We start from the raw sequence: 23,595 nt of genomic DNA on the forward strand, positions 1-23,595 counted from the left end.
AGGCCGCCTACTCTGCAGACAGCAGATAATAGTAAATGGGCTGTCCTCCGCTTTGCAGTTCGAACTCCAGCTGGGGCCATGTTTCCTGAGCCTTTTCCAGAACAGCCTCAGCGTCAGCTTCCTCAACATCGCTTCCGTAGTAGATGCTTACCAGCTCGCAGTCCTCGTCAATCATTGCCGCAAGAGTCTCGATCACTGTTTCCTCAATACTCTGGCTGACTGCAAGAATGCCATGATCGCCGATACCCATAATATCGCCTTCATGGATCTCCTTATCGTCAATCACTGTATTGCGGACTGCATAGGTTACCTGTCCGGTTTTAATTCGGCTCATCTCCTCTGTCATGGACTCCAAATTTTCCTCTTTGGAATGATCCGGAATAAAATTAATCATAGCTGCAATTCCCTGGGGAACCGTTTTAGACGGAACAACTACAATTTCTTTGTCCTCTACCAGATACTTAGCCTGTTCTGCTGCCAGAATAATGTTTTTATTATTTGGCAGAATGTAAACCGTATCTGCATTCACATGATCAATGGCATTGAGCATATCCTCTGTGCTGGGATTCATGGTCTGACCGCCTTCAATCAGATAGTCTACACCGATTCCGCGGAAAATCTCGCCAAGCCCCTCTCCGACTGATACAGCAATAAAGCCGTTGGCCTTGCGGGGTTCCTGCTTTTCCTCCTGCTCTTTTTCCTTCTGACGAAGAGCCTCCTGCTCCGCATTCTGAATCAGGCGTTCCTGGTGCTCCTCCCGCATGTTGTCAATCTTCATCCGGGAAAGGGAACCGTAAGTCAGAGCCTTCTGAATGGCAAGACCTGGATCGTTGGTGTGAACATGAACCTTCACTACATCATCGTCGGACACTACTACAATAGAATCACCGATGGATTCCAGATAGGCCTTAAGATGCTGCTCCTCCGCCTCGTCATAGTTTTTTTCCACATTAATAATAAACTCTGTGCAGTATCCGAATTTAATGTCAGCTGTGTCAATCTCAGAAGCTCCGGCTGCTGCCCCAGAGGAAGCTGCTGCCCCTGCGCCCGGAACTGTCATATCCACTTCTTTGCCCTTTAAGCCGTCTAAAACGCCTTTTAAGACCTGCATCAGCCCCTGGCCGCCAGAATCCACCACACCTGCCTGCTTCAGCACCGGAAGCATCTCCGGGGTCTGGCTGAGCACGTAATCTCCATGCTCAATCACCTTTTCTGCAAACACCAGAATATCCTCGGTCTGCTCTGCCACCTCAAGAGCCTTGTCCGCCATTCCTCTGGCAACTGTCAGAATTGTGCCCTCCTTAGGCTTCATCACTGCCTTGTAAGCTGTCTCTGCAGCCCGGTTAAATGAAGCAGCCAAAACATCCACATCAATGGTCTCATGACCCTTGATCTCCTTGGCAAATCCGCGGAAAAGCTGGGAAAGAATTACACCTGAGTTTCCTCTCGCTCCACGCAGAGAACCGGAAGAAATCGCCTTTGCCAGACCGTCAATGGTCGGTTCCTCCATGGAAGCAACCTCCTTGGCTGCCGCCATAATGGTCATTGTCATATTGGTTCCTGTATCTCCGTCCGGAACAGGAAATACGTTCAGTTCATTAATCCACTCTTTTTTTGCCTCTAATCCCTTGGCTCCTGCCAGAAATGCCCGCTGCATCAATCCGGCATCAATCACCTGTAAACTCACCGGTAGGTCCTCCTTAATCAATCACTCGTACACCTTCTACAAAAACATTGATCTTCTCAACGCTCATGCCGGTGAATTCTTCAACTTTGTATTTTACAGTAGCCATCAGGTTGTCTGAAACAGCACAGATACTGACGCCATAGGCCACAATAACATGAAAATCTATCGTAAGCCGGTTATCCTCTACCTCTACATTGATTCCATGGGCGAGACTCTCTCTTTTCAGCAGCTTCACCAGACCATCCTTCATGCTGACTGCCGCCATACCTACGATACCAAAGCATTCTACTGCCGTCATACCTGCATACATGGCAATCACATCAGAACTGATCTGGATTTCACCAAGCTTATTGTTGATGCGTCCTTTCATATGAACCCCTCCATTTTTATTCATGAAAACATTTCCAAAATCCATAGGAAAATAATAATAAATTTTCTGCGAACCGTCTTTAGTATATCACATGACTGCACCTGTGTCTATTCTGACTTTCCATCAGCACGGCTCCTTCCTGCCTTTTTCCATCTCAATAGGTTTATTTTTAAGAAATTCACAAATTCTGCTTGCAAAATCCATAAGTATCTGGTATCATACATTTGTTGTGGTTTCCCGCTGGGAAATCAAGTACCGGTTAAGGAGGTGCAATCATGGCTAAATGTGCAATCTGTGAAAAGGCTGCTCACTTCGGTAATAATGTGAGCCACTCTCATAGAAGATCCAATGCGATCTGGAAAGCAAACGTTAAATCTGTTAAGGTTAAGGTTAACGGCGGCGCTAAAAAGATGTATGTATGTACTTCTTGCTTACGTTCCGGCTTAGTTGAGAGAGCATAATAATGAACATTGCAGAAAACGCGTCTTTTCGACGCGTTTCTTTGCGTTTATGGGTTTTTTATGCTAACAGCAAAACAGATGATATCCCAGAGCCAGGCATCCGATAATAAAAATCAGAGTAGTCAGGGTCTCAGGAATAAATAAAAGAAGCGTCATCCCCATTCCGAAACAAAACAGCATAAGTCCGAATACTCGTTTCACAGGCTCACTCCTCAAAACCAGCTATATTTCATTCTATGCCGCTGTCCCAGATAGATGCGCTTCTTCTCTGTATGTGCTCTTCTGCACCTTTCCAAAAATCTTCCTTTTTGGAAAGGATTATTTTTCTCCGTCGCCGGCTGCCATTTCCTCTGCCGCTTCCATTACTTCCGGAGAAATCTCTTCTCTTTTCTTTCCCGTAAACTTATTCACAAGATCAGGAACCATATCCAGTACCTTTGTCACTGCGTCCTGCTGCTTAATATTAACCAGTCTGGTAACGCCGTTCTGAATCACAAGCACAGCGCTGGGGCTCATTTTGGCGCTCATACCGCCGCCGCCGTTCTGCTTGGCATTGTCTGCAAAAGAACCCGCTGCCATACCGCAGGTTACATCTACCAGCGGAAGAATAATTGCATCATCAATCTTTACCGCCTCTCCCACTACGGTTTTCGTTGTAACAAACTGATCCATTCCCCGAAACAGGGATTCTACCGTTGACGCAAAATGATTGTCTGCCATAGTACTGCCTCCTTAATATGCTGCCTGCCATCGCTTCAGCAGTGTTCTGAAATTTTTGTCCCGCCACACCTGAAATCCAATAAAAAGCAGGGTGGCAATCCGAATACGGCCTTTCAGAGAAAGCTCTCCGTCCAGAACCTGTTCGTCAAATACAGGAATCACCTGAATCGTTCTCCCGTACCATCCGTAAAATGGACTGATATAAGTCAGAATTCTTCCTGTAGTATAGGGATCCTCAAATCCAAACCGAACGGTTCCGGAAACCTTTCCTGGAAGAACGTGCTTAAAAAAGCGGATCACCTGTCTTTTCAGAAGACGGAAGGTATTTTTATTTTCTTCTTTTTCCAGAAACTCCATAAGCTTCTGCCATCTCTCTTCTGCTGTCTTCAGTTTACCACAGTTCCTCTGAAATGTAACTTTTATTTTTTGAAACAGACTCTGACGGACGCGTTTTTTCTTCTGTCCGTTCTTCGCATTTTTTGTTCCTGCCGCCGGTACTTTCTCCTTTATCCCTTCCTCTGTCCCTTGGTGTTTCTCACTCGCCGGTGCCTCTGCCTTGGGGCGACTTTCGTATACCGGCACTTCTTCCTCCGGGCGCTTCCCGCTTCCTGTCACCACAGGATCTGGAGTCTCCGTTTTTTCCGTTCTCTCTGCTGTCTCTTTTTTTCTGCCCGGCTTTACTCCGAAAATCCGCAGAGACACCTCTGTATCTCCATCATAAACTGCCTGGATAGAAAATAAACGCCACAGCCAGCTGATCTGTCCCTTTGCCAGCAGCTCTCCTCTGAAGCTTCCCTCTGCTTCGTAGCGGACAGGAACGAAGAGAACTGCCAGAAGGACAGTCAGAACCAGTCCCAGGAGCACCAGGAGCAAAATCCCCAGCCATTTTAAGATTCCTAAAAAAATCCCTAACATGCAATCATTCCCAACTGTTTCTATTTTCGTCTCCGTCCGCACTGCAATGCAGGAATTCCTGCAGATTCAGCCTTTCCCCACAGCAGCGGTACATGTCCTCAACCATCTGCCGCACTACCTCCAGGGCTTCCCAGTAAGTAACTGCAATTCCCAGAATCTCCATATCCTCGTCCCGGTAGGGCGGGAGAAGAAGCATGGGAGCAGGATAAATATCAAGAATATTATTCCCGTTCTGCGGCGGTGTAATCACATAAACCTCCGGCTGCAGTTTTCCCTCCCGGATTCCCTGGATAATGGAAAACCGCCTTTTTCCGGCTTTCTCACCAACATACAGATGGCTATACCAGCGCATAGATTAATTCTCCATAATTTGCTGAAGCAGTTCCATACAGGTTGCCTTTTCAAAAGGATCTGTACAGCTGCCAAGGCTGTTTTCAATATAATTGTGAATTTCCTCCGCAGAGTTGAAAAATACAGGAAGGATGGAAAGGCTGGTTGCCATAATCGCCCGGGCTACCGGCTTCTGAACAGAGGTCAAAACCGGATCCATAACAGCTATGTATGCCTTCATGGCCTCCTCGATATCCTCTTCCTTTACAATACTCTGATCTGCCTGCTTCTCTGGCATAACAAAAGTACTTCCTGCCAAAAGCATATCGACCCATCTGCTTCGTTTTGCCTCATCGCTTTCATCTGTCTCAGAAAAAGGCGGCTGCTCCAGCCGGAGATAGCGGTCATAATATTCTTCCTGAAGTCCTTCTACCGACTCCAGCATTTCCTCCAGACCGGAAAGCTGATCCTCCCATTCCTCAGGTTCCCTCTGTTCCCGGCCTTCACAGATTCTGCAGAATTCTGCCAGGATCCGGAACGCCTGCTTCTCCTCTCCTACGTTGCGCATGGCATCCTCTCGAGTCAGGCAAAGCACATAAAGGCTGTTCAAAATTTCCGCTTCACTCTGACAGTAATCTGCCAAAGCGCGCAGCATGACGCCTGCTTCCTGTGTTTTGCCGCACGCCATGTGATAGGTGTCGGCATCCATGGTTTTAAAAGAAATCTCCTGCAAATTCTTCAGCAGCTGATTCAGGAACTGAAAACTGTCGTCCTCACAATCCCTTTCCGTCATACTGCCAGTGGAAAGCATATACATCATATGATCCAGGGTATCCCTGTACGCGCCTGCGTAAGCCTGAAGGGAATCCTTGACCATGCTGTAATATTTCTGCCGTGTGAAACGCACAGGAAGCTGTGATACCACCTCCTGAATCCGCATATTGACAGCATTGCTGTCCTCTCCGCCAAAAATATAGGCAGTCAGCTGCGAAACCAACTCCTGCTCTTTTACGGTGACATCCGGCATATCCGGGCAAAAGCGGCGTTCCAGCCGGTTTAATGCATATTCATACACCAGAAAAGCATCTGTATAGGAGATTACTGTATTCATTTCCTTTTCCGCCTGACGGCGCAGAGCCTTTACCTCGTCCAAAATATCCTGTCCGTCCAGAAACTCTTTTATGAGCAGAATCACCCGCCTGTCCGTCTGCTTCTGATAATCCATCCAGTCCTCATACTGCTCCGGAAGCTCCTCTGCAAACATAACTGCATTCAGCACCAGCTGTGTCAGAGAAAGACCATAGGCCGAAGATGCCTGTTTTTTCCATGTATATGCCATAATACCCTGTTCCTCCCGTTTTATCGGTAATTCTCCAGAATCGAGCGGCGGAGAAGATCCAGCGCCTTCACCACTGCCTGCTCTCTGATTTTCGCCCGGTTTCCTTTAAACCGGTATTCTTCTACCTTCACCTTATCCTTCATATAGGCAGCAATATAGACAAGGCCTACCGGCTTATCCTCTGTGCCTCCATCCGGTCCGGCAATTCCCGTCACTGCCACGCAGGCATCGCTGTCTGTGGCAAATACGCCGCCGGTTGCCATTTCCCTGGCTGTCTGGGGACTTACAGCCCCATACTTTTTCAAAGTACTTTTGCTGACCTCCAGATATTTTCGTTTTGACTTGTTTGAGTAGGTAATAAATCCCTCCCGGAATACCTCTGAGGCTCCCGGCACATTCACCAGACGTCCCGCAAGAAGTCCGCCGGTGCAGGACTCTGCAGTTGTGACAGTCAGCTCATATTTATGCAGAAGCTTTACCACTGCCTCCTCCAGAGTTTCTCTTTCCTTTACAGAATAAACACAGTCTCCCAGCCGGTTCTTGATTTCCTTCACCACAGGCTTTACCAGTGTCTTTGCCTCTTCTTCTGTCTTTGCACGAGCAGTCACACGCACAGAAACCTCGCCTGTTTTCGCATAGGTAGCAATGGTGGGATTGGTCTGACTGCTGATGAGATCCAGAAGCTTATCCTCCACCTGACTCTCACCCATACCGCAAATCTTAACCACCGCGGAACGAATCATCTCCGGCTGCTGTTTCTGCAGATAGGGATATACCTGCTCCTTAAACATAGGATACAGCTCTGCCGGCGGTCCCGGAAGGAGGATAGCTGTCTTCCCGTCTTTTTCCAGAATCAATCCCGGCGCCATGCCATTGTGATTATCCAGAATCAAAGCTCCCTCCGGCACCATGGCCTGCTTCCAGTTGTTGTCCGGAATTTCTTTATAGATATTGTTCTTGAAAAACTGCTCCAGATGCTCTCTTGTATGAGGATCCTCCACCAGTTTATATCCCATAACCTCTGCGCAGACTTCCTTTGTCAGATCATCCTCTGTGGGGCCCAGTCCCCCGGTCAGAATCACCACATCGGATCTGCCAAGAGCTGTCTTTACAACCTCAGCCAGACGGTCATGGTTATCTCCCACTACAGACTGATGGTACAGGGAAAGCCCCAGAAGGGCGCACTGCTCCGCCAGATATTGTGTATTGGTATTGACAATGTTTCCCAGAAGCAGCTCTGTGCCTACGGATACCAGCTCTACGACCATGTTACATCTTCCCTTCTGTAAGAACTTTGTGATTTTTTGCAATATAATCCACCAGTGAAATAATGGTGAGAATGAGGGCTGCCCAGGTACAAATCAGAGTAACCGCAGACAGGGCCTCGAAATTCAGAATCATTAAAACAACCGCAATCATCTGGAAAGTGGTTTTAAATTTGCCCCAGTAACTGGCTGCAATCACAATCCCCTGCTCTGCCGCTACCAGACGGAAACCACTGATAATAAACTCGCGGCTTACAATGATAATCACCATCCAGGCCGGAAGCTGTCCCAGCTGAATCAGGCAGATCAGTGCAGAACAGACTAAAAGCTTGTCTGCCAGAGGATCCATAAATTTTCCAAAGTTTGTTACCAGATTATATTTGCGGGCAATCTTGCCGTCCAGCATGTCTGTCAGGCTGGCAATAATAAAAATCGCTGCAGCCACATAGCGAAAGGTCTGGTTTGCTCCGTTTTCTATCATCATGCTTACTACAAAAAACGGAATCAGAATTACACGGAGAACCGTCAGCTTATTTGGTAAATTCATCGTACACCTCCCCAATCAGGTCGTATTCAGAAGCACCGGTTACTTTTACCCGGACAAAATCTCCTGACATAAAGAGTTCACCGCTGTTTACAAAAATATATCCGTCCACATTGGGCGCATCCATATAAGTACGTCCCACATAGGCTGCCTCATCAGCTACCTTGCCTTCAATCATCACATCCAGAACACGTCCCACCATGGACTCTGATTTTTCAAAGGCAATCTCCTGCTGCAGCTCCATAATCTCATCCCGGCGTTCTTCCTTTATCTCCTCCGGAATCTGATCCGCAAATCCGGCTGCCGGAGTGTCTTCCTCTGCCGAGTAGGCAAATACGCCCAGCCGTTCAAATTCCATCTCATCCACAAAAGCCAGCACCTCCTGGTGATCCTCCTCGGTCTCGCCCGGGAAACCGGCAATCATGGTTGTACGCAGCGCAATGTCTGGAATTTCCCTGCGTAGCCGTCCAATCATCTCGCGAAGCTGTGCCTGGCTGGTTCTGCGCCCCATCCGCTTTAAAATCCGATCACTGGCATGCTGAATCGGAATATCCAGATAATGGCAAACCTTTTCTTCTGACCGGATTGCCTCAATCAGCTCGTCCGTAATCTCCTCCGGATAGCAGTACTGAATCCGGATCCAGTAAATGCCCGGGATCTGGGCCAGACGGTGCAGCAGCTCCGGAAGCATCTTTTTCCCGTAAAGATCCACTCCGTAAAGGGTTGTTTCCTGGGCAACTAAAATCAGCTCCCGAACCCCCTGCTCTGCCAGCTGCTCTGCTTCCTTTACCAGTCTTTCCATGGGTACACTCCGGTAGCTGCCCCGCAGACTGGGAATAATACAGTAGGTACAATGCTTATCACAGCCCTCCGCAATCTTCAGGAATGCAAAATGGCCTCCTGTCGTAATCATTCGCCCTGTCTCTGTCTGAGGAAGACAATTCAGATCATGGAAGCAGGAAACTCTTTCCTCTCCTCCCAGCACCCGCTTTAAAACATTGGAGATCTCATCATAGGTGGAGGTTCCTAAAATCCCATCTACCTCCGGAATCTCCTCCAGAATCTCCTGCTGATACCGCTGAGCCATACAGCCGGTCACAATCAAAGCCTTACAGGTTCCTGTCTTTTTCAGCTCCGCCATCTCCAGAATGGTATTGACACTCTCTTCCTTTGCATCATTAATGAAGCAGCAGGTATTGATCACAATAATATCTGCTTCCTGCTCATCATCTGTAAAGGTATATCCGTCCCGGTTCAAAAGCCCCAGCATCATCTCTGTATCTACCAGATTCTTGTCACATCCCAGTGACACACACAATATTTTCATAGAAATCTCCCGCTGTTATGGAAAAGAGCCGTTCACTGCCGGCTCTGTTCTCTTCTTGCTGTAATATATGCTCCTATGCGTTTTCCTCTGCTTCTGCGGTTTCAGAAGAAAGCTCTGCCGCCTCAGCAGCGTTTTTGTTTTCCTCCTCATCCTCTTCGCCGTCATCGCCTACAATTTTCACCTTGCCCATATAAAGCTCCTGAACTGCAACAGAAAGCGGCTTTTTGCCCGGGCCTGCCGGAACCATGGGATCCTCACCGGCAATAATCTGTCTTGCTCTCTTAGCAGTTGCCAGAACGATAGAATACCGGCTCTGTACTACCGGCTGCTCTCCCGGTTCTACCTCGCTGTTTACTACATTAATTAAATCCGTATAGGATGGACGTAACATATGAATCTCCTTTCAGGGTTAATTTTATTCTCAAAGCTGTTTCAGCTCTGTTTTCATCTTTTCAATAAATTCCAGGTTCTCGCTGACCTTCTCATGCTGAGACTGAATCAGCTGATGCATCTGCTCCACACAGGTTTCCAGAGTGTCATTGACCAGAATATAATCATACTGTTCCATATACATGGCCTCCTCTGAAGCTCGCTTCAAACGATCCTGAATCACCTCTTCGGTTTCCGTTCCCCGGCCCCGCAGACGTTCCTCCAGAACTGTTGCTGAAGGCGGCGTTACAAATAAAAGCAGTGTGTCCGGGAATTTCTTTTTCACCTCCAGCGCTCCCTGGATCTCGATTTCCAGAATCACATCACGGCCTGCAGCCATCTGCTCCTCCACATAGGATCTGGGGGTGCCGTAATAATTGCCTACATAACAGGCATGCTCAATCAGAGAATCCTCTGCAATCATGTTCTGAAATTCCTCCACAGTCAGAAAAAAGTACTCTCTGCCGTGCTCCTCCCCTTCCCGGGGCTTCCTTGTAGTGGCTGAAATAGAAAGAGCGTACTGTTCCTGATACTGCTTTAGAAGAGCCTTCATCAGCGTACCCTTTCCCGCTCCGGAAAAGCCGGAAACCACTGCCAAAATTCCTTTTTTACTCATGGTATCTCCACTCCTGTCCGGCAGTACCACTGCCTTATTCAATATTCTGAATCTGTTCTCTTACCTTTTCAATCTCCGTCTTCAGCGCAATCGCCCGGTCAGAAATCTCCAGGTTAGTGGACTTGGAAAGAGTTGTATTGGCCTCACGGTTCATCTCCTGAGCAATGAAATCCAGCTTTCTTCCCACGCTGCCTCCCTGCTCCAGCTCTTTCCTGGTGGCGTCAATATGACTGCGCAGACGAACCATCTCCTCGTCTACACAGATTTTATCTGCAAATATTGTTACCTCTGCCGCAATTCTGTTCTCGTCAATAGAGGCGTTCTTTAAAAATTCCTGAACCCGATCCTCCAGACGCTGACGGTACTCTGCTACAATCGAGGGAGCCCGCTCTACGATAAAATCTACCAGCTCAGCCATATAATCCAGCTTGCCCAGCAGATCCTCCTTCAGTCTTTCTCCCTCCTGCTTTCTCGATTCCACAAACTGCTTTGCTGCTTCTTCCATAGCCTGGGACAGAATCTTCCACATCTGATCCTCGTCCTCCGGCTCCTCCTCCATAGTCAGAACCTCCGGCATCCTTGCCAGCCTGGTGGCTGTCAAATCATCCGGTATTCCAAACTGCTCGCTCAACTGCCGGCAGTACCTGACATATTCCGCCGCAAGGGCTCCGTTATATTTCAGGCAAAGCTTCTCCTCTGTATAATCCTCATAATTGATAAAGACATCTACCTTGCCCCTCTGAATATAGGTTTTCAGCAGGTTTCGAATGGCCGCCTCAAAATAGTTGAATTTTTTAGGCATTCTGATACTTAAATCAAGATACCGGTGGTTTACGGCTTTCATCTCCACAGTAATTTTATATTCGGTGGTGACGATCTCGCATCGACCAAACCCTGTCATACTCTTTATCATCTGACATTCCGCTCCTTTGCCATAGTTGGTATTATTATAAGTCAAATAGAAAAACAAGTCAACTTGAAAATCCGCTCCTAATCCTGTATAATCGTATCAGTTGAGCCATGCAGCTTCTTTCCCTTACAGCGGACAGGAGCGCCTGACGTCTGCTCGATGAAGCTTCAGGCAGGAAAGCGCTTATGAAAACAGGTTTTCAATGTGTTTTCCTGGCTCAATCTTCGCATGGCTGAACCGTTTTGTATCATCGGAGAGACTTGAAAAAAGGAGTTATTATATGGCATTTGATGGAATTGTAATCGCAAACCTGGCTCATGATATAAAATCACGGCTGGAGGGCGGAAAAATCAATAAAATTGCCCAGCCGGAAAAGGACGAGCTGTTATTTACCATAAAAAACAACCGGGAGACTTACCGTCTGTCTATCTCAGCCAGCGCCAGTCTGCCCCTCATTTATTTTACAGATACCAATAAGCCCAGCCCCCTGACTGCCCCCAATTTCTGTATGCTCCTGCGCAAGCACATCGGCACCGGAAGGATTGTCAAGGTCAGCCAGCCGGGTCTGGAACGAATTCTGGAATTTGAAATTGAACACCTGGACGAACTGGGAGATCTGCAGAAAAAGCGGCTGATTGTCGAGCTTATGGGCAAGCACAGCAATATTATTTTCTGTAAGGAAGACGGCACAATTTTAGACAGTATCAAGCACATCTCCGCCCAGGTCAGCTCTGTCCGTGAGGTCCTTCCAGGGCGGATGTATTTTATCCCCCACACGGTAGATAAGGCAGATCCTCTGACCGTTACCGAGGAGGAATTCCAGACGCTTTTGCGTTCCGTTCCTATGCCGGTTCAGAAGGCCCTTTATCAGAAGCTGACCGGCATCAGTCCCCTGATTGGCACAGAGCTTTGCCACCTGGCCTCTTTAGAAAGCGAAAAACCAGCCAGTGAGCTGTCAGAAAACGAGCTGACTCACCTGTACCGCATGTTCTCCCTTATGATGGAGGATGTGAAGGAAGGACGGTTTTTTCCGAATATTATTTATGAAAACGGCGCTCCGGCAGAGTTTGCATCTGTACCCTTAACCTGTTTCGAGGGAGCTGGATATGAATCAAGGCCCTCTTCCTCTATCAGCAGTCTTCTGGAAACCTACTATGCAGAAAAAAACGTTATTACAAGAATTCGCCAAAAATCTGTGGATCTGCGCCGGATTGTTCAGACAGCCCTGGAACGAAATTATAAAAAGTACGATCTGCAGCTAAAGCAGCTGAAGGACACAGAAAAGCGGGATCGGTACCGGGTATATGGAGAACTGTTAAATGCCTACGGCTACGAGCTTTCCGGCGGAGAAAAGGAGCTTTTGTGTCTGGACTACTACAGCGGGAAAGAAGTAAAAATTCCTCTGGATCCGCAGCTGTCCGCCCAGGAAAATTCCCAGAAATATTACGCCCGGTATAACAAGCTGAAGCGTACCTGCGAAGCTCTGGAAACTCTGACTGCAGAAACAAAACAGGAAATCGATCATCTGGAATCCATCAGCGCCGCTCTGGATATTGCTGTTCGTGAAGAAGATCTGGTTCAGATCAAAGAAGAATTGATGGAATTCGGATTTATAAAAAAACGTCCTTTTGGTTCCAAAAAACCAAAAATCACCAGCCGCCCCTATCACTACCGCTCTACTGACGGATTTGATATCTATGTTGGAAAAAACAACTACCAAAATGAGGAAGTCACATTTAAAATTGCCAACGGCAATGACTGGTGGTTCCACGCCAAAGGAATTCCCGGCTCCCATGTTGTTGTCCGCACGGAAGGAAAGGAGCTTCCGGACCGGGTATTTGAAGAAGCCGGTTCCCTGGCTGCCTGGTATTCTAAGGGACGCTCCAATGAAAAGGTAGAAATTGATTATATCCAGCGAAAACATGTGAAAAAGGCGGCCGGAGGCGCTCCTGGATTTGTCATTTACCACACCAACTATTCTCTGATGGCAGCCCCGAAGTTAGAGCTTCCGGAAGTAAATTCCTGACTGGACTGTTACGAATTGGTAAAGGAGTACCGCTCAATCCATGAACGATTGAGCAGTACTCCTTTTTAGAAGCTTTTAATTTTATTTATGCTTTGGCACCATAACCTCCATGCCGCCCATATATGGCTGCAGCACCTTCGGAATCTTTACGGAGCCGTCTGCCTGAAGGTTATTCTCCAGGAAGGCAATCAGCATACGAGGCGGAGCCACAACGGTGTTATTCAGAGTATGGGCAAAATATTTGTTTTTGTCCTTATCCTCTACACGAATCTTTAAGCGGCGGGCCTGTGCATCTCCCAGATTGGAGCAGGAACCAACCTCAAAGTACTTTTTCTGACGGGGAGACCATGCCTCAACGTCACAGGATTTCACCTTCAGATCTGCCAGATCGCCGGAGCAGCATTCCAGAGTACGAACCGGAATATCCAAAGAACGGAACAGATCAACTGTATTCTGCCACAGCTTATCATACCACATGGGAGATTCCTCCGGACGGCATACCACGATCATTTCCTGCTTCTCAAACTGATGGATTCGGTAAACGCCTCGCTCCTCAATACCGTGAGCGCCCTTTTCCTTACGGAAGCAGGGAGAATAGCTGGTCAGAGTTTTGGGAAGCTGCTCCTCCGGAGTAATGGTATCAATAAACTTACCAATCATGGAGTGCTCACTGGTTCCGATCAGATACAGATCCTCTCCCTCGATTTTGTACATCATCGCATCCATCTCTGCAAAGGACATAACACCGGTTACCACATTGCTGCGAATCATAAAAGGCGGAACACAGTAGGTAAAGCCCCGGTTAATCATAAAGTCACGGGCATAGGAGATTACGGAGGAATGCAGTCTTGCAATATCGCCCATGAGATAATAGAAGCCATTTCCGGCTACCTTTCCTGCAGCATCCAGATCAATGCCGTCAAAGGTTTTCATAATATCGGTGTGATAAGGAATCTCAAAATCAGGAACCAGCGGCTCGCCGAACTTTTCGATCTCTACGTTCTCGCTGTCATCTTTTCCAATGGGTACACTGGGATCGATGATATTGGGAATGGTCATCATAATCTTTAAGATCCGCTCATTATACTGGCTTTCCAGAGCTTCCAGTTCAGCCAGGCGGCTTGCATTGGCAGCAACCTGCGCCTTTACTGCCTCTGCCTCTTCTTTTTTGCCCTGTCCCATCAGCTGTCCAATCTGCTTAGACAGCTTGTTTCTCTGTGCGCGAATCTCATCGCCTTCTGCCTTTGCCGTGCGGTTTTTCGCATCCAGCTCAATCACCTCATCTACCAGGGGCAGCTTATCGAACTGAAATTTATTCTCAATATTCTTCTTCACAACGTCCGGATTCTCACGGACAAACTTTAAATCTAACATGGTTTCCTCCTGTATTCACTTATGAAAACCGAGCTTTTCCTGTGGTTTCCATATATTCCTTCTTATCATACTACACTTTTCCAAGAAAAAAAAGCCCCCTTGCCTAATTTCAGCCACCAGTTCTGCCATACGAAATTTCAGACAGAAAAATGCGGCAAAATCAGACCAGAAGACTTTTCCAACAACGCTTTCTATTCTATTTTCAGAAACAGCCCTGCTTTTTTCAGAACCGGGCGAACTGCCATGTAGACCACCACCACCACAATGGTTCCTGCAACTGCATTAATAAGGGTGACACCGGCAGCCCAGGTCGCCATAATTTTCGCTGCGTCAGACTGAATTCCTAAAATATAATTTTTGTAAAAATATCCTACAATCGGATCCATAATCACATTAAAGCCCAGGGACACAATCGAGGCAATCAGAGACCATTTGAAAATGTAACGTCTGTCATGCTCTTCTGTAATATGAGCAATCCTGTGAGCAATCCATCCGGCAATCAGGCCAATGCAAAGCTTCAGAAGAAAGGTTTTCGGCGCACTGGTAATATAAACCGGATCCAGCAGGTCTGCAATGGTCATGCCCAGGGAACCGGCCAGACCGCCGTACACGCCGCCCAGAAGCAGGGCTGCCAGAACACAGAAAGCGTTGCCAATATGAAGCGCCACATAGTCGCCTCCAAAGGTTGGAATCGGAATTTTCAGAAACGTAAATGCCACATAGCAGAGGGCTGCCATCAAAGCTGTCAATACGATCCTGTATACCTTATTGTCTGTCATATTCTTCATACTCCGTCACTCCTTTTGTTTTCCTGTCGATGGGCCTATGATAGCACATATGTGGAATGACACAAATATCCAGTTTTTCACTTTTTAACCAGTCCAGTTTGTTTTCCCACCCTGAAATCTCAGTCGGATGACTCCACGCAGATCAAAATTCCCTCCCGAAATTCCAGAACGGCCCTGTCCTCTGCCAGCTCATTGCTGATGCAAAGTCCTACCTCCTTCCCCCTCCGGATGGTTTTATCCTGAAGAGGATAACGAAATCCAGTCAGGGTAATCCCTGTTACTTCCTCCGTATACGGCAGAAAGGAGACATACTTTCCCCACAGAGTTTTCCGATAAAAGGTCTTGCCCTGATCCAGAAGATAAATCCTGTTTTGTGTATCCACCAGACTGGCATCAATCCCCTTCTCCAGGCAGGCATACAGGGCATGAAGATTCCCCAGCATATGATCAAGCCGTCCGCCTGTGGCGCCTAAAAACACCAGCTTTTCACAGCCCAGAGTCAGAGCCCGGCTGCGGGCCAGCTCTGTATCTGTCTCATTCTTTTCCGGCTTATGCTGTTCCCACACAATAAACGGCAGGTTTCTAAACCGCTCCACCACCTCTCCGGAAACGGTATCAAAATCTCCCACAATATAATCCGGTGTAATTCCTAGAGCCTCTGCTGATTCAAGCCCTCCGTCTACGGCAATCACTTTGTCAAAATGCTCTTTTTCCAAAAAAGAACGGGCGAAAGCCAGATTCAGCTTCCCGCCCGTCAGAATCAGACATGATTTCACTTTTTCATCTCCTTAAAAATCTCGCAGAAGGCCGCTGTATTGACTGCCGCATCTCCCTGATAAACAGCAGAACCGGCAACGATAATATTGGCACCTGCCTCCAGAACCTGACGTACATTGCCAAGCCCGATGCCTCCATCTACCTGAATGTCTGTTTTCAGTCCCTTCTCATCCAGCATAGCGCGAAGGCGTTTCACCTTTTCCAGAGCATAGGGAATAAATTTCTGCCCGCCAAAGCCCGGATTTACAGACATGATTAAAACCATATCTACTTCCTCCAGGATCCATTCCAGTGTTTCCACAGGAGTCGCCGGATTCAGAGCTACACCAACCTTCATACCCAGATCATGAATCTGATGAATGGTTCTGTCCAGATGTCTGCAGGCCTCCTGATGAACACACAAAAGATCTGCGCCTGCCTTTTTCATATCCTCTGCATATCTTCCTGGCTCTTCCACCATCATGTGAACGTCAAATACCTTGTCTGTACAGGAGCGGATGCTCTTGATTACCGGCATTCCAAAGGAGATACTGGGAACAAACATCCCGTCCATCACATCAATGTGAATGTACTGAGCGCCTGCCTCTGCCACTGTCTCCACATCCTGTCTCAGATTTCCAAAATCAGCCGCCAGAATGGACGGCGCCAAAATATATTCCATCTTCCTACTCCTTTTTGTGTTTTTCATATTTTTTTCGGTTTTTCAATTCCTGATAAAGCAAAACATAATTATCATACCGGCTCCGGGCAATCTCGCCCCGCTCCAGAGCAGCCTTTACTCCACAGACCGGCTCTCCTACATGAACACAGTCTGCCTGGAATCGGCATTCCGGTTCCAATGCCTCAAATTCCGGAAAATAATATTTCAGCTTTTCCGGTTCAATCTCCTCCAGATACATAGAACTAAACCCTGGAGTGTCCATCAGATACGTATCTCCCTCCACGCAAAACAGCTCTGCATGGCGGGTCGTGTGCTTTCCTCGCTGGATTTTCTGACTGATGCTTCCTGTCTCCATCGCTGCCTCAGGCTGGAGAAGGTTGGTCAGAGAAGACTTTCCTACGCCGGAGGGCCCTGCCAGAATCGTTGTCTTTCCCTGAAGAAACCGGCGGATCTCATCCATCCCCGTCTGACTGCAGGTGCTGGCCAAAAGCACCTGATATCCGGCCCTTTCATAGATTCTTCGAAATTCCTCCTGTTTCCCGTCCTCATCCAGATCTATTTTGTTAAAACAGATCGTAACGGGAATCTCCTGCGCTTCCATCATAATCAGAAATCGATCCAGAAGATTGAAATTCGGCTCCGGCTGAGTCACTGCAAATACCACCAGCGCCTGATCTACGTTAGCCGATGCGGGGCGAATAAGCACATTCTTTCTGGGCAGTATTCCCTCAATACTGCCCTCCCCATTCTCTTCATCCAGTACCGTAAATTCCACATCATCTCCCACAACCGGCTTGATTCCCCGGTTCCGGAAAATTCCTTTTGCCTTACAGGCATAGACCCTGCTCTGCCTGTCATGGACATAATAAAATCCTGCAATTCCTTTGATTATCTTTCCTGTCATTCTTTTACATCCTGCTTAATCCATTGGGAAAAACGTAAGCTTATAGGTTTTGATCACCTGTCCGGAATTCACATCCACAATCTCTAACTGTCCCTGATCTGTGCCGTCCATACTCTCAATACTCGTATAGTTGATTGGCAGAAGAACATCTCCCTTGACACTCATGGACTGGGTGAGAATTTTATAAAGGGGATCCTCATCTGTTCCCTGGCGAAGGCGGATCATAACTGTAACGCTGGAGCTTCCTGCGCCCGGTCCAATCAGATTGCTCAGATCATATACCTCACTGATGGATGCCACATAGCGCTGCTTTCGAATCTCCGGGCCGCTGCTGACCACATACCCCACCTTACTGCCAGGCTCTACCTGAGTTCCTGCTTCCACATCCTGGCTGATAACCGCCCCCTTGGGTACTGTGTCACTGCTTTCCTGGCTGGTATCTCCTGGCTGAAGTCCTGCTTCTGCAATCAAGGCAATTACCTCTGTCTCCTGTTTTCCTACCAGATAGGGAACCGGAACCATATTTACATGAGGACCGCTGCTCACATAAAGCGTCACCGTTTCTCCCTCTTCTGCCAGTTCTGGCTCATAACGAAGAATATCTCCAGCCGGAATCGTTTCGTTTTCCTCTTCTACAATTTTTACTTTTATATTTTTACTGAGAAGAAATTTCTCTGCTGTAGTGCTGTCCAGCTTTCCAATTCCCAGATCGGTAAGGTTCAGCTTGGAAGAGCCGCTGCTGACTACTACCTGCACAGTTCCTCCCTTTAAAACCATTTCACCGGGCAGGGGGGTCTGTCTGGCAATCTTTCCCTTATCTACATCATCAAAATTCTCATAAGTACGCTTCATGTTGATGAAATTCTGCTCCAAAGTGGCCTCTGCTGCATCCTCATCCATTCCTCTCAGATCCGGCATAGGAATCTGGGTTCCGCTCGCCGCATCATTTTCCTGCGTTCCCGCCTCCACAGAGGCTTCTGTCCGGTTCCCTCCGGAAAAAATGCCGGTTCCCGACTGAAACACACCTCCCAGCTTCGTAAATACCACAAGCAGCACTGCCACAATAATAATGGCAACAAGAATACCCGCTCCTGTCAGAAGCCGCTCAATGCCAGGATTCAGCTCATCTTCCTCCTGATGCCTGTCCTTCTTTCTTGGACGCCGCTGTTCCCGTACCAGTTCGTCCTCATTCTGGCTGTATCCGTCCTTCCTGCGGTACCCTTCCGGCTTTCTGGGTTCGGAAGAAATCCGCCGCGCAGCAGCCTCGTCCTTCAAATCTGCTGACAAATTTCTGGTCAGCTCCAGTTCCAGTTTTGAACGATTCCATTCTTTAATCCGATTCAGATCCTCTCCGCGGATCTCTACCGTATTTCCTTCCACAGTCAGATCCGTTCCGTGAACAGCAGATACGCGTCTGCCTTCCCGCTCTCCGGAATGGGAATTGTCACTCTGAACCAGCACCCGGCGCAGGTCTGCAATCACCTCATTAGCACTTGCATATCTGCGCTCCGGCTTTTTCTCCGTACACTTCAGAATAATCCGCTCCAGCCCCTGCGGGATCTGGGGATTGTAAACGCTGGGGGGAACCATAGCATCCTCTAAATGGGCAAGGGCAATAGCTACAGTATTTTCCCCCTCATAGGGAAGCCGCCCGGTCACCATTTCATACATGGTAATTCCCAGAGAATAGATATCGCTTCTCTCATCGCTGAAGCCACCTCTGGCCTGCTCTGGAGAAATATAATGGACAGAGCCCATAGCTGCTGAGTTCAGTGTCTGTGCAGACACAGCTCTTGCAATACCAAAATCTGCCACCTTCACCTTTCCATCTCTGGAGATAATCATATTCTGAGGCTTAATGTCCCGGTGAATAATATGCTGCTCGTGAGCTGCGGCCATACCCTGGGCAACCTGAATGGCAATACCGATGCTTTCTTTGATTTCCAGCTGTCCCTTCTTTGCAATGTAACTTTTCAGGGTAATGCCTTCAATCAGCTCCATCACAATATAGTGAAGCTTTCCCTCATCAATAACATCATATACACTGACAATATTGGGGTGAGAAAGTCCTGCAGCCGCCTGAGCCTCCATTTTGAATTTGCTGACAAAATTCATGTCGTTGCAGAATTCTTCTTTTAAAACTTTAATCGCTACCAACCGGTTCAGCTTATGGCATTTCGCCCTGTAAACAACCGACATTCCTCCAGAACCAATCTGTTCCTGTATTTCATAGCGATCCTGTAAAAATGTTCCGGGTCTCAGCATCATAAGCCCACCTCACTTATCTGCGGCTCTATCAAAACAACGGAAATATTGTCTCTGCCGCCGTTTCGGTTCGCTGCTGCCACCAGGCTTTCCACCTTCTGCCGCATCCCCTCCTCAGAGCGGATAATATATTCAATCTCAAATTCATCCACCATGTTGCTCAGCCCATCCGAGCACATCAGTACATAGTCTCTGCTTTTTAATTTCAGTGCAAACAGGTCGATATCCACCTCCCGCCCTGTTCCCACTGCACGGGTGATGATATTTTTCTTTTCTATGTAATCGTGACTGCCTCTCTTCATTTTTCCAAGAGCAACCAGCTCTTCTACATAAGAGTGATCCCTGGTCACCTGCTCTAACTGCTCCCGCAGAAGATACAGGCGGCTGTCACCAATATTTGCCACATAAAGAACATTTCCCTTGATGGTAGCTGCCACCAGGGTGCTTCCGGTTCCAAGCAGATCCGGATTTTCACTGGCCGCTTCAAACAGCGCCCGGTTAACTGTGCGAATTCCCTCTTTCAGAATTCCATGAACATCCCGCTCCGGGTATTCATGGCTGAAAAATTCTACCAGTTTCTCTATCACAAAGCGGGAAGCAAAATCCCCTGCCTTATGCCCTCCCATGCCGTCTGCCACAAGAAACAGATTCTGCAGAGAGCCAATGGGTTCAGTTGAGGAAAATATCGAGTCCTGGTTCATACTGCGTACCTGTCCCACATCTGTAAGCGCGTAAGCATCCATCGGTCCTCAGCCTCCTTTTTCTTCATCCATAAAGCTTTTCCGCAGCTGACCGCAGGCGCCGTTAATATCTCTTCCCATTTCCCGGCGCACCGTAACTGCGATTTTCTGACTTTCCAGATAGTGCTGAAAAGCCTCAATGGCACGGCGGTCAGACTGAACGTAATCCCTCTCCTGAATGGGGTTGACAGGAATCAGATTGACATGACCGTGCATACCCTTTAGCAAAGAAGCCAATGCCCGGGCCTCTTCTAAATTGTCGTTGACACCGCTTACCAGGCTGTACTCAAAGGTAAGCCTTCTTCCGGTTTCCTCAAAATACTCCTGACAGGCATCCAGAATCTCCTGAATCCTGTATTTGTTTGCAATGGGCATCAGTGTTTTTCTTACTTCATCATTGGGCGCATGCAAAGACAGGGCCAGCGTAACAGAAAGCCCCTCCTTCGCCAGTCTGCGGATTCCCGGCACAATGCCGCAGGTGGATACGGTAATGTTTCTCTGACTGATATTCAGCCCCTGGTCATGGGATATCAGACGGATAAAACGTACTACGTTATCATAATTATCCATCGGCTCACCGGATCCCATAATTACAATATTGGAAACCCGCTCCCCGGTATCAGCCTGAATGCGGTAAATCTGATCCAGCATCTCTCCTGCTGTAAGATTTCTTTCCAGGCCATCCAACGTTGACGCGCAGAAACGGCAGCCCATTCTGCATCCCACCTGAGATGAAATGCATACGGAGTTGCCGTGATGATACTGCATCCAGACACTTTCAATTACATTTCCGTCAGACAGACGAAACAGATATTTTCTTGTTCCGTCAATCTTGGAAATCTTTACCTCCACTGGATTTAATGCTGTCAGAGTATACTGCTGACGCAGCTTTTCCCGGAGCGCCTTCGATAAGTTGCTCATATCTTCAAAATCCGCTGCCAGCTTCTGATGAACCCACTGATAAATCTGCTTGGCCCGGAAAGATTTTTCTCCCAGCTGTCCAAGCTCTTCCTCCAGTTCCTCTAAATACAGCGATTTGATGTCCTTTTTTTCCATAAATGTCTTCTCTTTCCCAAACTCTCTTTTCAAGCTCCTGTCACTCTTCCTTTTTTCGGAAAGCTGCAATGAAAAAGCCGTCACAGGGATGCTTTCCCGGAAGCAGCTGAAGATATCCTTCCTTGAGTGAAGGCTCCTGCACAGAGCTGCCCAGTTCTTTTTCCAGGCTCAAAGGCTCCAATTCCGGAAATTCCTGTAAAATCCAGTCCCTCTGCCCCTGATTTTCTTTTCTGCTGACAGTACAGGTACTGTAAATCAGCTTTCCGCCAGGTTTTATATACCGAATGACCGCAGAGAGAATCTCTCTTTGCAAAGCAGCCAGACTTTCTATCTGTTCCGGTGAAGCCTGATATTTAATATCTGGTTTTTTTCCGATGATTCCAAGACCGGAGCAGGGCAGATCCGCAATGACGATATCTGCCTGCTTTTCCCATCGGGAATCGAACTCTCTTGCATCCCATACCTGGGCACAGATATTGGTAAATCCGCTCCGTTCAATATTATCCTCAATCAGAGCCACCTTCTGCTCCGTCAGATCACGGACTGTCACCAGTCCTGTTCCCTTCAGACGATCTGCCAGATCCAGGCTTTTCCCTCCTGGCGCTCCGCACACATCCAGAATCCGATCTCCGGCACAGGGAGAAGCAGCCTGTCCTACCAGAGCAGAACTGGCATCCTGAACCTGGATCCAGCCCTTCTGAAATGCTGACAGCGCCTCCAGATAATCGTATCCGGAAATCAGAAGACCGTGATCTGCCAGAGGACTTTTCTCTGCCAATACCCCTTCTTCCTTCAGCGAGCTGCAAATTTCCTCCATAGAAGCCCGATCCAGATTGCACCGGACAGATGTAGGGCGATCCTCCAGAAATGCCCGAAGCATGGACTCTACTGTCTCTGAATCGTACTCCCTCTGCCACATGTCAATCAGCCAGGAAGGCATAGAATAACGCAAAGACAAATCTGAAAAATCAAAACTGTCCTTTTCCCGGATAATGGTTCTTAATACACCGTTTACAAAGCCCTTCAGCCCCGAAAACCGGCGGCGCACAGCCAGATTCACAGCTTCACTGCATACCGCCCGATCCGGAATCCGATCCATCCAGAAAATCTGATAGACAGACATTCTCAAAATCGTCCGGATTACCGGTTTCATTTTCTCTACAGGAACCTTGGAGCATTGATTCAGCACCTGGTCAATGGTCATCCTGTATTCAATAGTTCCTTCTGTAATTCTCGTAATCAGAGCCCGATCCTGCTTTTCCAGATACTGATATTTCTCCAGCGCCTGCCGCAGCACCACATGGCTGTAGCCGCCCTTTTCCAAAATCTCCATTAAAATATCGAGAATCAATTCTCTGCTCTGTGTAGGCTTAGTCATCGTCTCTGCGTCCTCCAAACAGCAAAACAAGGCGCAGCAGCTGGAGCAGAGATACTGCCACTGCCGCAACATAAGTCAGGGCCGCCGCTCCCAGTACCTTTCTGGTTCCGTCAACCTCCTGACCGGAGAGTATTCCCAGCTGGTCAAGAAGCGTTACTGCCCGTGAGGAAGCGTTAAACTCCACAGGAAGGGTAATCACCTGAAACAAGAGGGCCAGAGTAAACATCCAGATACCCAGACGGATAAAGGGGGTCATACCAATCAGCAGGCCAATAACAATCAAAGGCCAGGATAAGGTGCTTCCCAGATTGGCCACCGGAACAAATGCGGACCGAAGACGAAGAGGCGCATATCCGACATTATCCTGGATCGCATGGCCGCACTCGTGGGCTGCAACTCCCAGAGCCGCTACAGAGGTCTGGGAATACACTGCCTGAGACAGGTTTACAGTCTTTGTCCGCGGATCATAGTGATCCGTCAGATGCCCCCGTACCTGACGCACAGTCACATCATAAATCCCCTGAGAGTGAAGCAGACGCATAGCTGCCTCTGCCCCCGTCATTCCAGTCATGCTCCGCACCTGGGCATAACGGCGGAAAGTGCTGTTGACCCGCGCCGACGCCCACATGGACAACAGGGCTCCAACGATAATTAAAATATAAGTTGGATCCCACATCATTCGGTATCCATAACCATAGCCGTAAAATGGCATG

General features: G+C 48.1%; 25 protein-coding genes. 2 read left to right on the forward strand and 23 right to left on the reverse strand.

Annotated elements, in window-relative coordinates:
* Nucleotides 1-7: 7 nt before the first annotated feature.
* Entirely contained in the window at nucleotides 8-1,687 is a 1,680-nt protein-coding gene (locus ACESON_RS03080; protein ID WP_177960257.1) for a DAK2 domain-containing protein, read from the reverse strand.
* Nucleotides 1,688-1,700: 13 nt separating this feature from the next.
* Nucleotides 1,701-2,057 carry an Asp23/Gls24 family envelope stress response protein gene (locus ACESON_RS03085; protein WP_177960258.1) on the reverse strand — a complete coding sequence of 119 codons (357 nt, stop codon included), beginning with the start codon at nucleotides 2,055-2,057 and terminating at the stop codon, nucleotides 1,701-1,703.
* A 275-nt stretch (nucleotides 2,058-2,332) separates the two neighbouring features.
* Here ACESON_RS03085 and rpmB point away from each other — a divergent pair, with 275 nt between their 5' ends.
* Entirely contained in the window at nucleotides 2,333-2,518 is a 186-nt protein-coding gene (gene rpmB, locus ACESON_RS03090) for a 50S ribosomal protein L28 (RefSeq protein ID WP_118533668.1), read from the forward strand.
* Nucleotides 2,519-2,581: 63 nt separating this feature from the next.
* On the opposite strand, the gene ACESON_RS03095 is transcribed toward rpmB, so the two are convergent.
* From ACESON_RS03095 to ACESON_RS03145, 11 genes are all read right to left on the reverse strand, one after another.
* Nucleotides 2,582-2,719: a hypothetical protein gene (locus tag ACESON_RS03095; protein WP_177960259.1), complete on the reverse strand. Its 138-nt coding sequence runs from the start codon at nucleotides 2,717-2,719 to the stop codon at nucleotides 2,582-2,584.
* Nucleotides 2,720-2,836: 117 nt separating this feature from the next.
* Nucleotides 2,837-3,238, reverse strand: coding sequence for a GerW family sporulation protein (locus tag ACESON_RS03100; protein ID WP_373108450.1), 402 nt, complete (start codon nucleotides 3,236-3,238; stop codon nucleotides 2,837-2,839).
* Between the two features lie 12 nt (nucleotides 3,239-3,250).
* Nucleotides 3,251-4,153 (reverse strand): DUF2953 domain-containing protein, encoded by a 903-nt coding sequence (locus ACESON_RS03105; RefSeq protein WP_373108452.1) that lies wholly within the window; start codon nucleotides 4,151-4,153, stop codon nucleotides 3,251-3,253.
* 4 nt (nucleotides 4,154-4,157) lie between these two features.
* Entirely contained in the window at nucleotides 4,158-4,505 is a 348-nt protein-coding gene (locus tag ACESON_RS03110) for a hypothetical protein (protein WP_177958405.1), read from the reverse strand.
* Nucleotides 4,506-4,508: 3 nt separating this feature from the next.
* Nucleotides 4,509-5,822 (reverse strand): hypothetical protein, encoded by a 1,314-nt coding sequence (locus tag ACESON_RS03115; RefSeq protein WP_373108454.1) that lies wholly within the window; start codon nucleotides 5,820-5,822, stop codon nucleotides 4,509-4,511.
* A 20-nt stretch (nucleotides 5,823-5,842) separates the two neighbouring features.
* On the reverse strand, nucleotides 5,843-7,090 hold the full coding sequence (locus ACESON_RS03120; RefSeq protein ID WP_177958403.1) for a competence/damage-inducible protein A: 1,248 nt from the start codon (nucleotides 7,088-7,090) through the stop codon (nucleotides 5,843-5,845).
* Nucleotide 7,091: 1 nt separating this feature from the next.
* Complete coding sequence (pgsA, locus tag ACESON_RS03125) at nucleotides 7,092-7,634, reverse strand: CDP-diacylglycerol--glycerol-3-phosphate 3-phosphatidyltransferase (RefSeq protein ID WP_177958402.1); 543 nt, start codon at nucleotides 7,632-7,634, stop codon at nucleotides 7,092-7,094.
* On the reverse strand, nucleotides 7,618-8,958 hold the full coding sequence (gene rimO / locus ACESON_RS03130) for a 30S ribosomal protein S12 methylthiotransferase RimO (protein ID WP_177958401.1): 1,341 nt from the start codon (nucleotides 8,956-8,958) through the stop codon (nucleotides 7,618-7,620). Before rimO ends, pgsA begins: the two co-directional genes overlap by 17 nt.
* A gap of 73 nt (nucleotides 8,959-9,031) precedes the next feature.
* Complete coding sequence (rpoZ, locus tag ACESON_RS03135) at nucleotides 9,032-9,349, reverse strand: DNA-directed RNA polymerase subunit omega (protein ID WP_373108456.1); 318 nt, start codon at nucleotides 9,347-9,349, stop codon at nucleotides 9,032-9,034.
* Nucleotides 9,350-9,379: 30 nt separating this feature from the next.
* Nucleotides 9,380-10,003, reverse strand: a complete 624-nt coding sequence (gmk, locus tag ACESON_RS03140; protein WP_373108457.1) for a guanylate kinase — start codon at nucleotides 10,001-10,003, stop codon at nucleotides 9,380-9,382.
* A gap of 34 nt (nucleotides 10,004-10,037) precedes the next feature.
* The gene (locus tag ACESON_RS03145) at nucleotides 10,038-10,916 is read right to left on the reverse strand and encodes a YicC/YloC family endoribonuclease (protein WP_177958398.1); all 879 of its coding nucleotides are present in this window, start codon (nucleotides 10,914-10,916) and stop codon (nucleotides 10,038-10,040) included.
* A 277-nt stretch (nucleotides 10,917-11,193) separates the two neighbouring features.
* Here ACESON_RS03145 and ACESON_RS03150 point away from each other — a divergent pair, with 277 nt between their 5' ends.
* Nucleotides 11,194-12,939, forward strand: a complete 1,746-nt coding sequence (locus ACESON_RS03150) for an NFACT family protein (RefSeq protein WP_373108458.1) — start codon at nucleotides 11,194-11,196, stop codon at nucleotides 12,937-12,939.
* Nucleotides 12,940-13,020: 81 nt separating this feature from the next.
* Here ACESON_RS03150 and serS read toward each other — a convergent pair whose 3' ends face one another.
* The 10 genes from serS to ACESON_RS03200 all read right to left on the reverse strand — a co-directional run bounded on the left by serS (nucleotide 13,021) and on the right by ACESON_RS03200 (nucleotide 23,594).
* A complete protein-coding gene (serS, locus tag ACESON_RS03155; RefSeq protein WP_373108459.1) occupies nucleotides 13,021-14,313 on the reverse strand; it encodes a serine--tRNA ligase in 1,293 nt (430 codons plus the stop codon).
* Between the two features lie 191 nt (nucleotides 14,314-14,504).
* The gene (locus ACESON_RS03160; protein ID WP_373108460.1) at nucleotides 14,505-15,101 is read right to left on the reverse strand and encodes an ECF transporter S component; all 597 of its coding nucleotides are present in this window, start codon (nucleotides 15,099-15,101) and stop codon (nucleotides 14,505-14,507) included.
* 119 nt (nucleotides 15,102-15,220) lie between these two features.
* A complete protein-coding gene (locus ACESON_RS03165) occupies nucleotides 15,221-15,877 on the reverse strand; it encodes a thiamine diphosphokinase (RefSeq protein ID WP_373108461.1) in 657 nt (218 codons plus the stop codon).
* Nucleotides 15,874-16,539 (reverse strand): ribulose-phosphate 3-epimerase, encoded by a 666-nt coding sequence (gene rpe, locus ACESON_RS03170; RefSeq protein ID WP_373108462.1) that lies wholly within the window; start codon nucleotides 16,537-16,539, stop codon nucleotides 15,874-15,876. Before rpe ends, ACESON_RS03165 begins: the two co-directional genes overlap by 4 nt.
* Before the next feature lie 4 nt (nucleotides 16,540-16,543).
* Entirely contained in the window at nucleotides 16,544-17,443 is a 900-nt protein-coding gene (gene rsgA / locus ACESON_RS03175; RefSeq protein ID WP_177958392.1) for a ribosome small subunit-dependent GTPase A, read from the reverse strand.
* Nucleotides 17,444-17,458: 15 nt separating this feature from the next.
* Nucleotides 17,459-19,711 carry a Stk1 family PASTA domain-containing Ser/Thr kinase gene (pknB, locus tag ACESON_RS03180; RefSeq protein ID WP_373108463.1) on the reverse strand — a complete coding sequence of 751 codons (2,253 nt, stop codon included), beginning with the start codon at nucleotides 19,709-19,711 and terminating at the stop codon, nucleotides 17,459-17,461.
* Entirely contained in the window at nucleotides 19,708-20,451 is a 744-nt protein-coding gene (locus ACESON_RS03185) for a Stp1/IreP family PP2C-type Ser/Thr phosphatase (RefSeq protein ID WP_373108464.1), read from the reverse strand. Before ACESON_RS03185 ends, pknB begins: the two co-directional genes overlap by 4 nt.
* A gap of 6 nt (nucleotides 20,452-20,457) precedes the next feature.
* Nucleotides 20,458-21,504, reverse strand: a complete 1,047-nt coding sequence (gene rlmN, locus ACESON_RS03190; protein ID WP_177958389.1) for a 23S rRNA (adenine(2503)-C(2))-methyltransferase RlmN — start codon at nucleotides 21,502-21,504, stop codon at nucleotides 20,458-20,460.
* Nucleotides 21,505-21,544: 40 nt separating this feature from the next.
* Nucleotides 21,545-22,882: a 16S rRNA (cytosine(967)-C(5))-methyltransferase RsmB gene (rsmB, locus tag ACESON_RS03195; RefSeq protein WP_177958388.1), complete on the reverse strand. Its 1,338-nt coding sequence runs from the start codon at nucleotides 22,880-22,882 to the stop codon at nucleotides 21,545-21,547.
* Nucleotides 22,875-23,594: a zinc metallopeptidase gene (locus ACESON_RS03200; RefSeq protein WP_177958387.1), complete on the reverse strand. Its 720-nt coding sequence runs from the start codon at nucleotides 23,592-23,594 to the stop codon at nucleotides 22,875-22,877. Before ACESON_RS03200 ends, rsmB begins: the two co-directional genes overlap by 8 nt.
* Nucleotide 23,595 lies beyond the last annotated feature (1 nt).

Source organism: Lachnoclostridium sp. Marseille-P6806 (assembly GCF_964238185.1).
In the GTDB taxonomy this organism is placed as follows: domain Bacteria; phylum Bacillota; class Clostridia; order Lachnospirales; family Lachnospiraceae; genus Brotaphodocola.

Excerpts from the sequence above, each read along its gene's own strand:
- ACESON_RS03085 (WP_177960258.1), bottom strand. The coding sequence starts at position 2,057 with ATGAAAGGACGCATCAACAATAAGCTTGGTGAAATCCAGATCAGTTCT.
- rpmB (WP_118533668.1), top strand. The coding sequence starts at position 2,333 with ATGGCTAAATGTGCAATCTGTGAAAAGGCTGCTCACTTCGGTAATAAT.
- ACESON_RS03100 (WP_373108450.1), bottom strand. The coding sequence starts at position 3,238 with ATGGCAGACAATCATTTTGCGTCAACGGTAGAATCCCTGTTTCGGGGA.
- ACESON_RS03105 (WP_373108452.1), bottom strand. The coding sequence starts at position 4,153 with ATGTTAGGGATTTTTTTAGGAATCTTAAAATGGCTGGGGATTTTGCTC.
- ACESON_RS03110 (WP_177958405.1), bottom strand. The coding sequence starts at position 4,505 with ATGCGCTGGTATAGCCATCTGTATGTTGGTGAGAAAGCCGGAAAAAGG.
- ACESON_RS03115 (WP_373108454.1), bottom strand. The coding sequence starts at position 5,822 with ATGGCATATACATGGAAAAAACAGGCATCTTCGGCCTATGGTCTTTCT.
- ACESON_RS03120 (WP_177958403.1), bottom strand. The coding sequence starts at position 7,090 with ATGGTCGTAGAGCTGGTATCCGTAGGCACAGAGCTGCTTCTGGGAAAC.
- pgsA (WP_177958402.1), bottom strand. The coding sequence starts at position 7,634 with ATGAATTTACCAAATAAGCTGACGGTTCTCCGTGTAATTCTGATTCCG.
- rimO (WP_177958401.1), bottom strand. The coding sequence starts at position 8,958 with ATGAAAATATTGTGTGTGTCACTGGGATGTGACAAGAATCTGGTAGAT.
- rpoZ (WP_373108456.1), bottom strand. The coding sequence starts at position 9,349 with ATGTTACGTCCATCCTATACGGATTTAATTAATGTAGTAAACAGCGAG.
- gmk (WP_373108457.1), bottom strand. The coding sequence starts at position 10,003 with ATGAGTAAAAAAGGAATTTTGGCAGTGGTTTCCGGCTTTTCCGGAGCG.
- ACESON_RS03145 (WP_177958398.1), bottom strand. The coding sequence starts at position 10,916 with ATGATAAAGAGTATGACAGGGTTTGGTCGATGCGAGATCGTCACCACC.
- ACESON_RS03150 (WP_373108458.1), top strand. The coding sequence starts at position 11,194 with ATGGCATTTGATGGAATTGTAATCGCAAACCTGGCTCATGATATAAAA.
- serS (WP_373108459.1), bottom strand. The coding sequence starts at position 14,313 with ATGTTAGATTTAAAGTTTGTCCGTGAGAATCCGGACGTTGTGAAGAAG.
- ACESON_RS03160 (WP_373108460.1), bottom strand. The coding sequence starts at position 15,101 with ATGAAGAATATGACAGACAATAAGGTATACAGGATCGTATTGACAGCT.
- rpe (WP_373108462.1), bottom strand. The coding sequence starts at position 16,539 with ATGGAATATATTTTGGCGCCGTCCATTCTGGCGGCTGATTTTGGAAAT.
- rsgA (WP_177958392.1), bottom strand. The coding sequence starts at position 17,443 with ATGACAGGAAAGATAATCAAAGGAATTGCAGGATTTTATTATGTCCAT.
- pknB (WP_373108463.1), bottom strand. The coding sequence starts at position 19,711 with ATGATGCTGAGACCCGGAACATTTTTACAGGATCGCTATGAAATACAG.
- ACESON_RS03185 (WP_373108464.1), bottom strand. The coding sequence starts at position 20,451 with ATGGATGCTTACGCGCTTACAGATGTGGGACAGGTACGCAGTATGAAC.
- rlmN (WP_177958389.1), bottom strand. The coding sequence starts at position 21,504 with ATGGAAAAAAAGGACATCAAATCGCTGTATTTAGAGGAACTGGAGGAA.
- rsmB (WP_177958388.1), bottom strand. The coding sequence starts at position 22,882 with ATGACTAAGCCTACACAGAGCAGAGAATTGATTCTCGATATTTTAATG.
- ACESON_RS03200 (WP_177958387.1), bottom strand. The coding sequence starts at position 23,594 with ATGCCATTTTACGGCTATGGTTATGGATACCGAATGATGTGGGATCCA.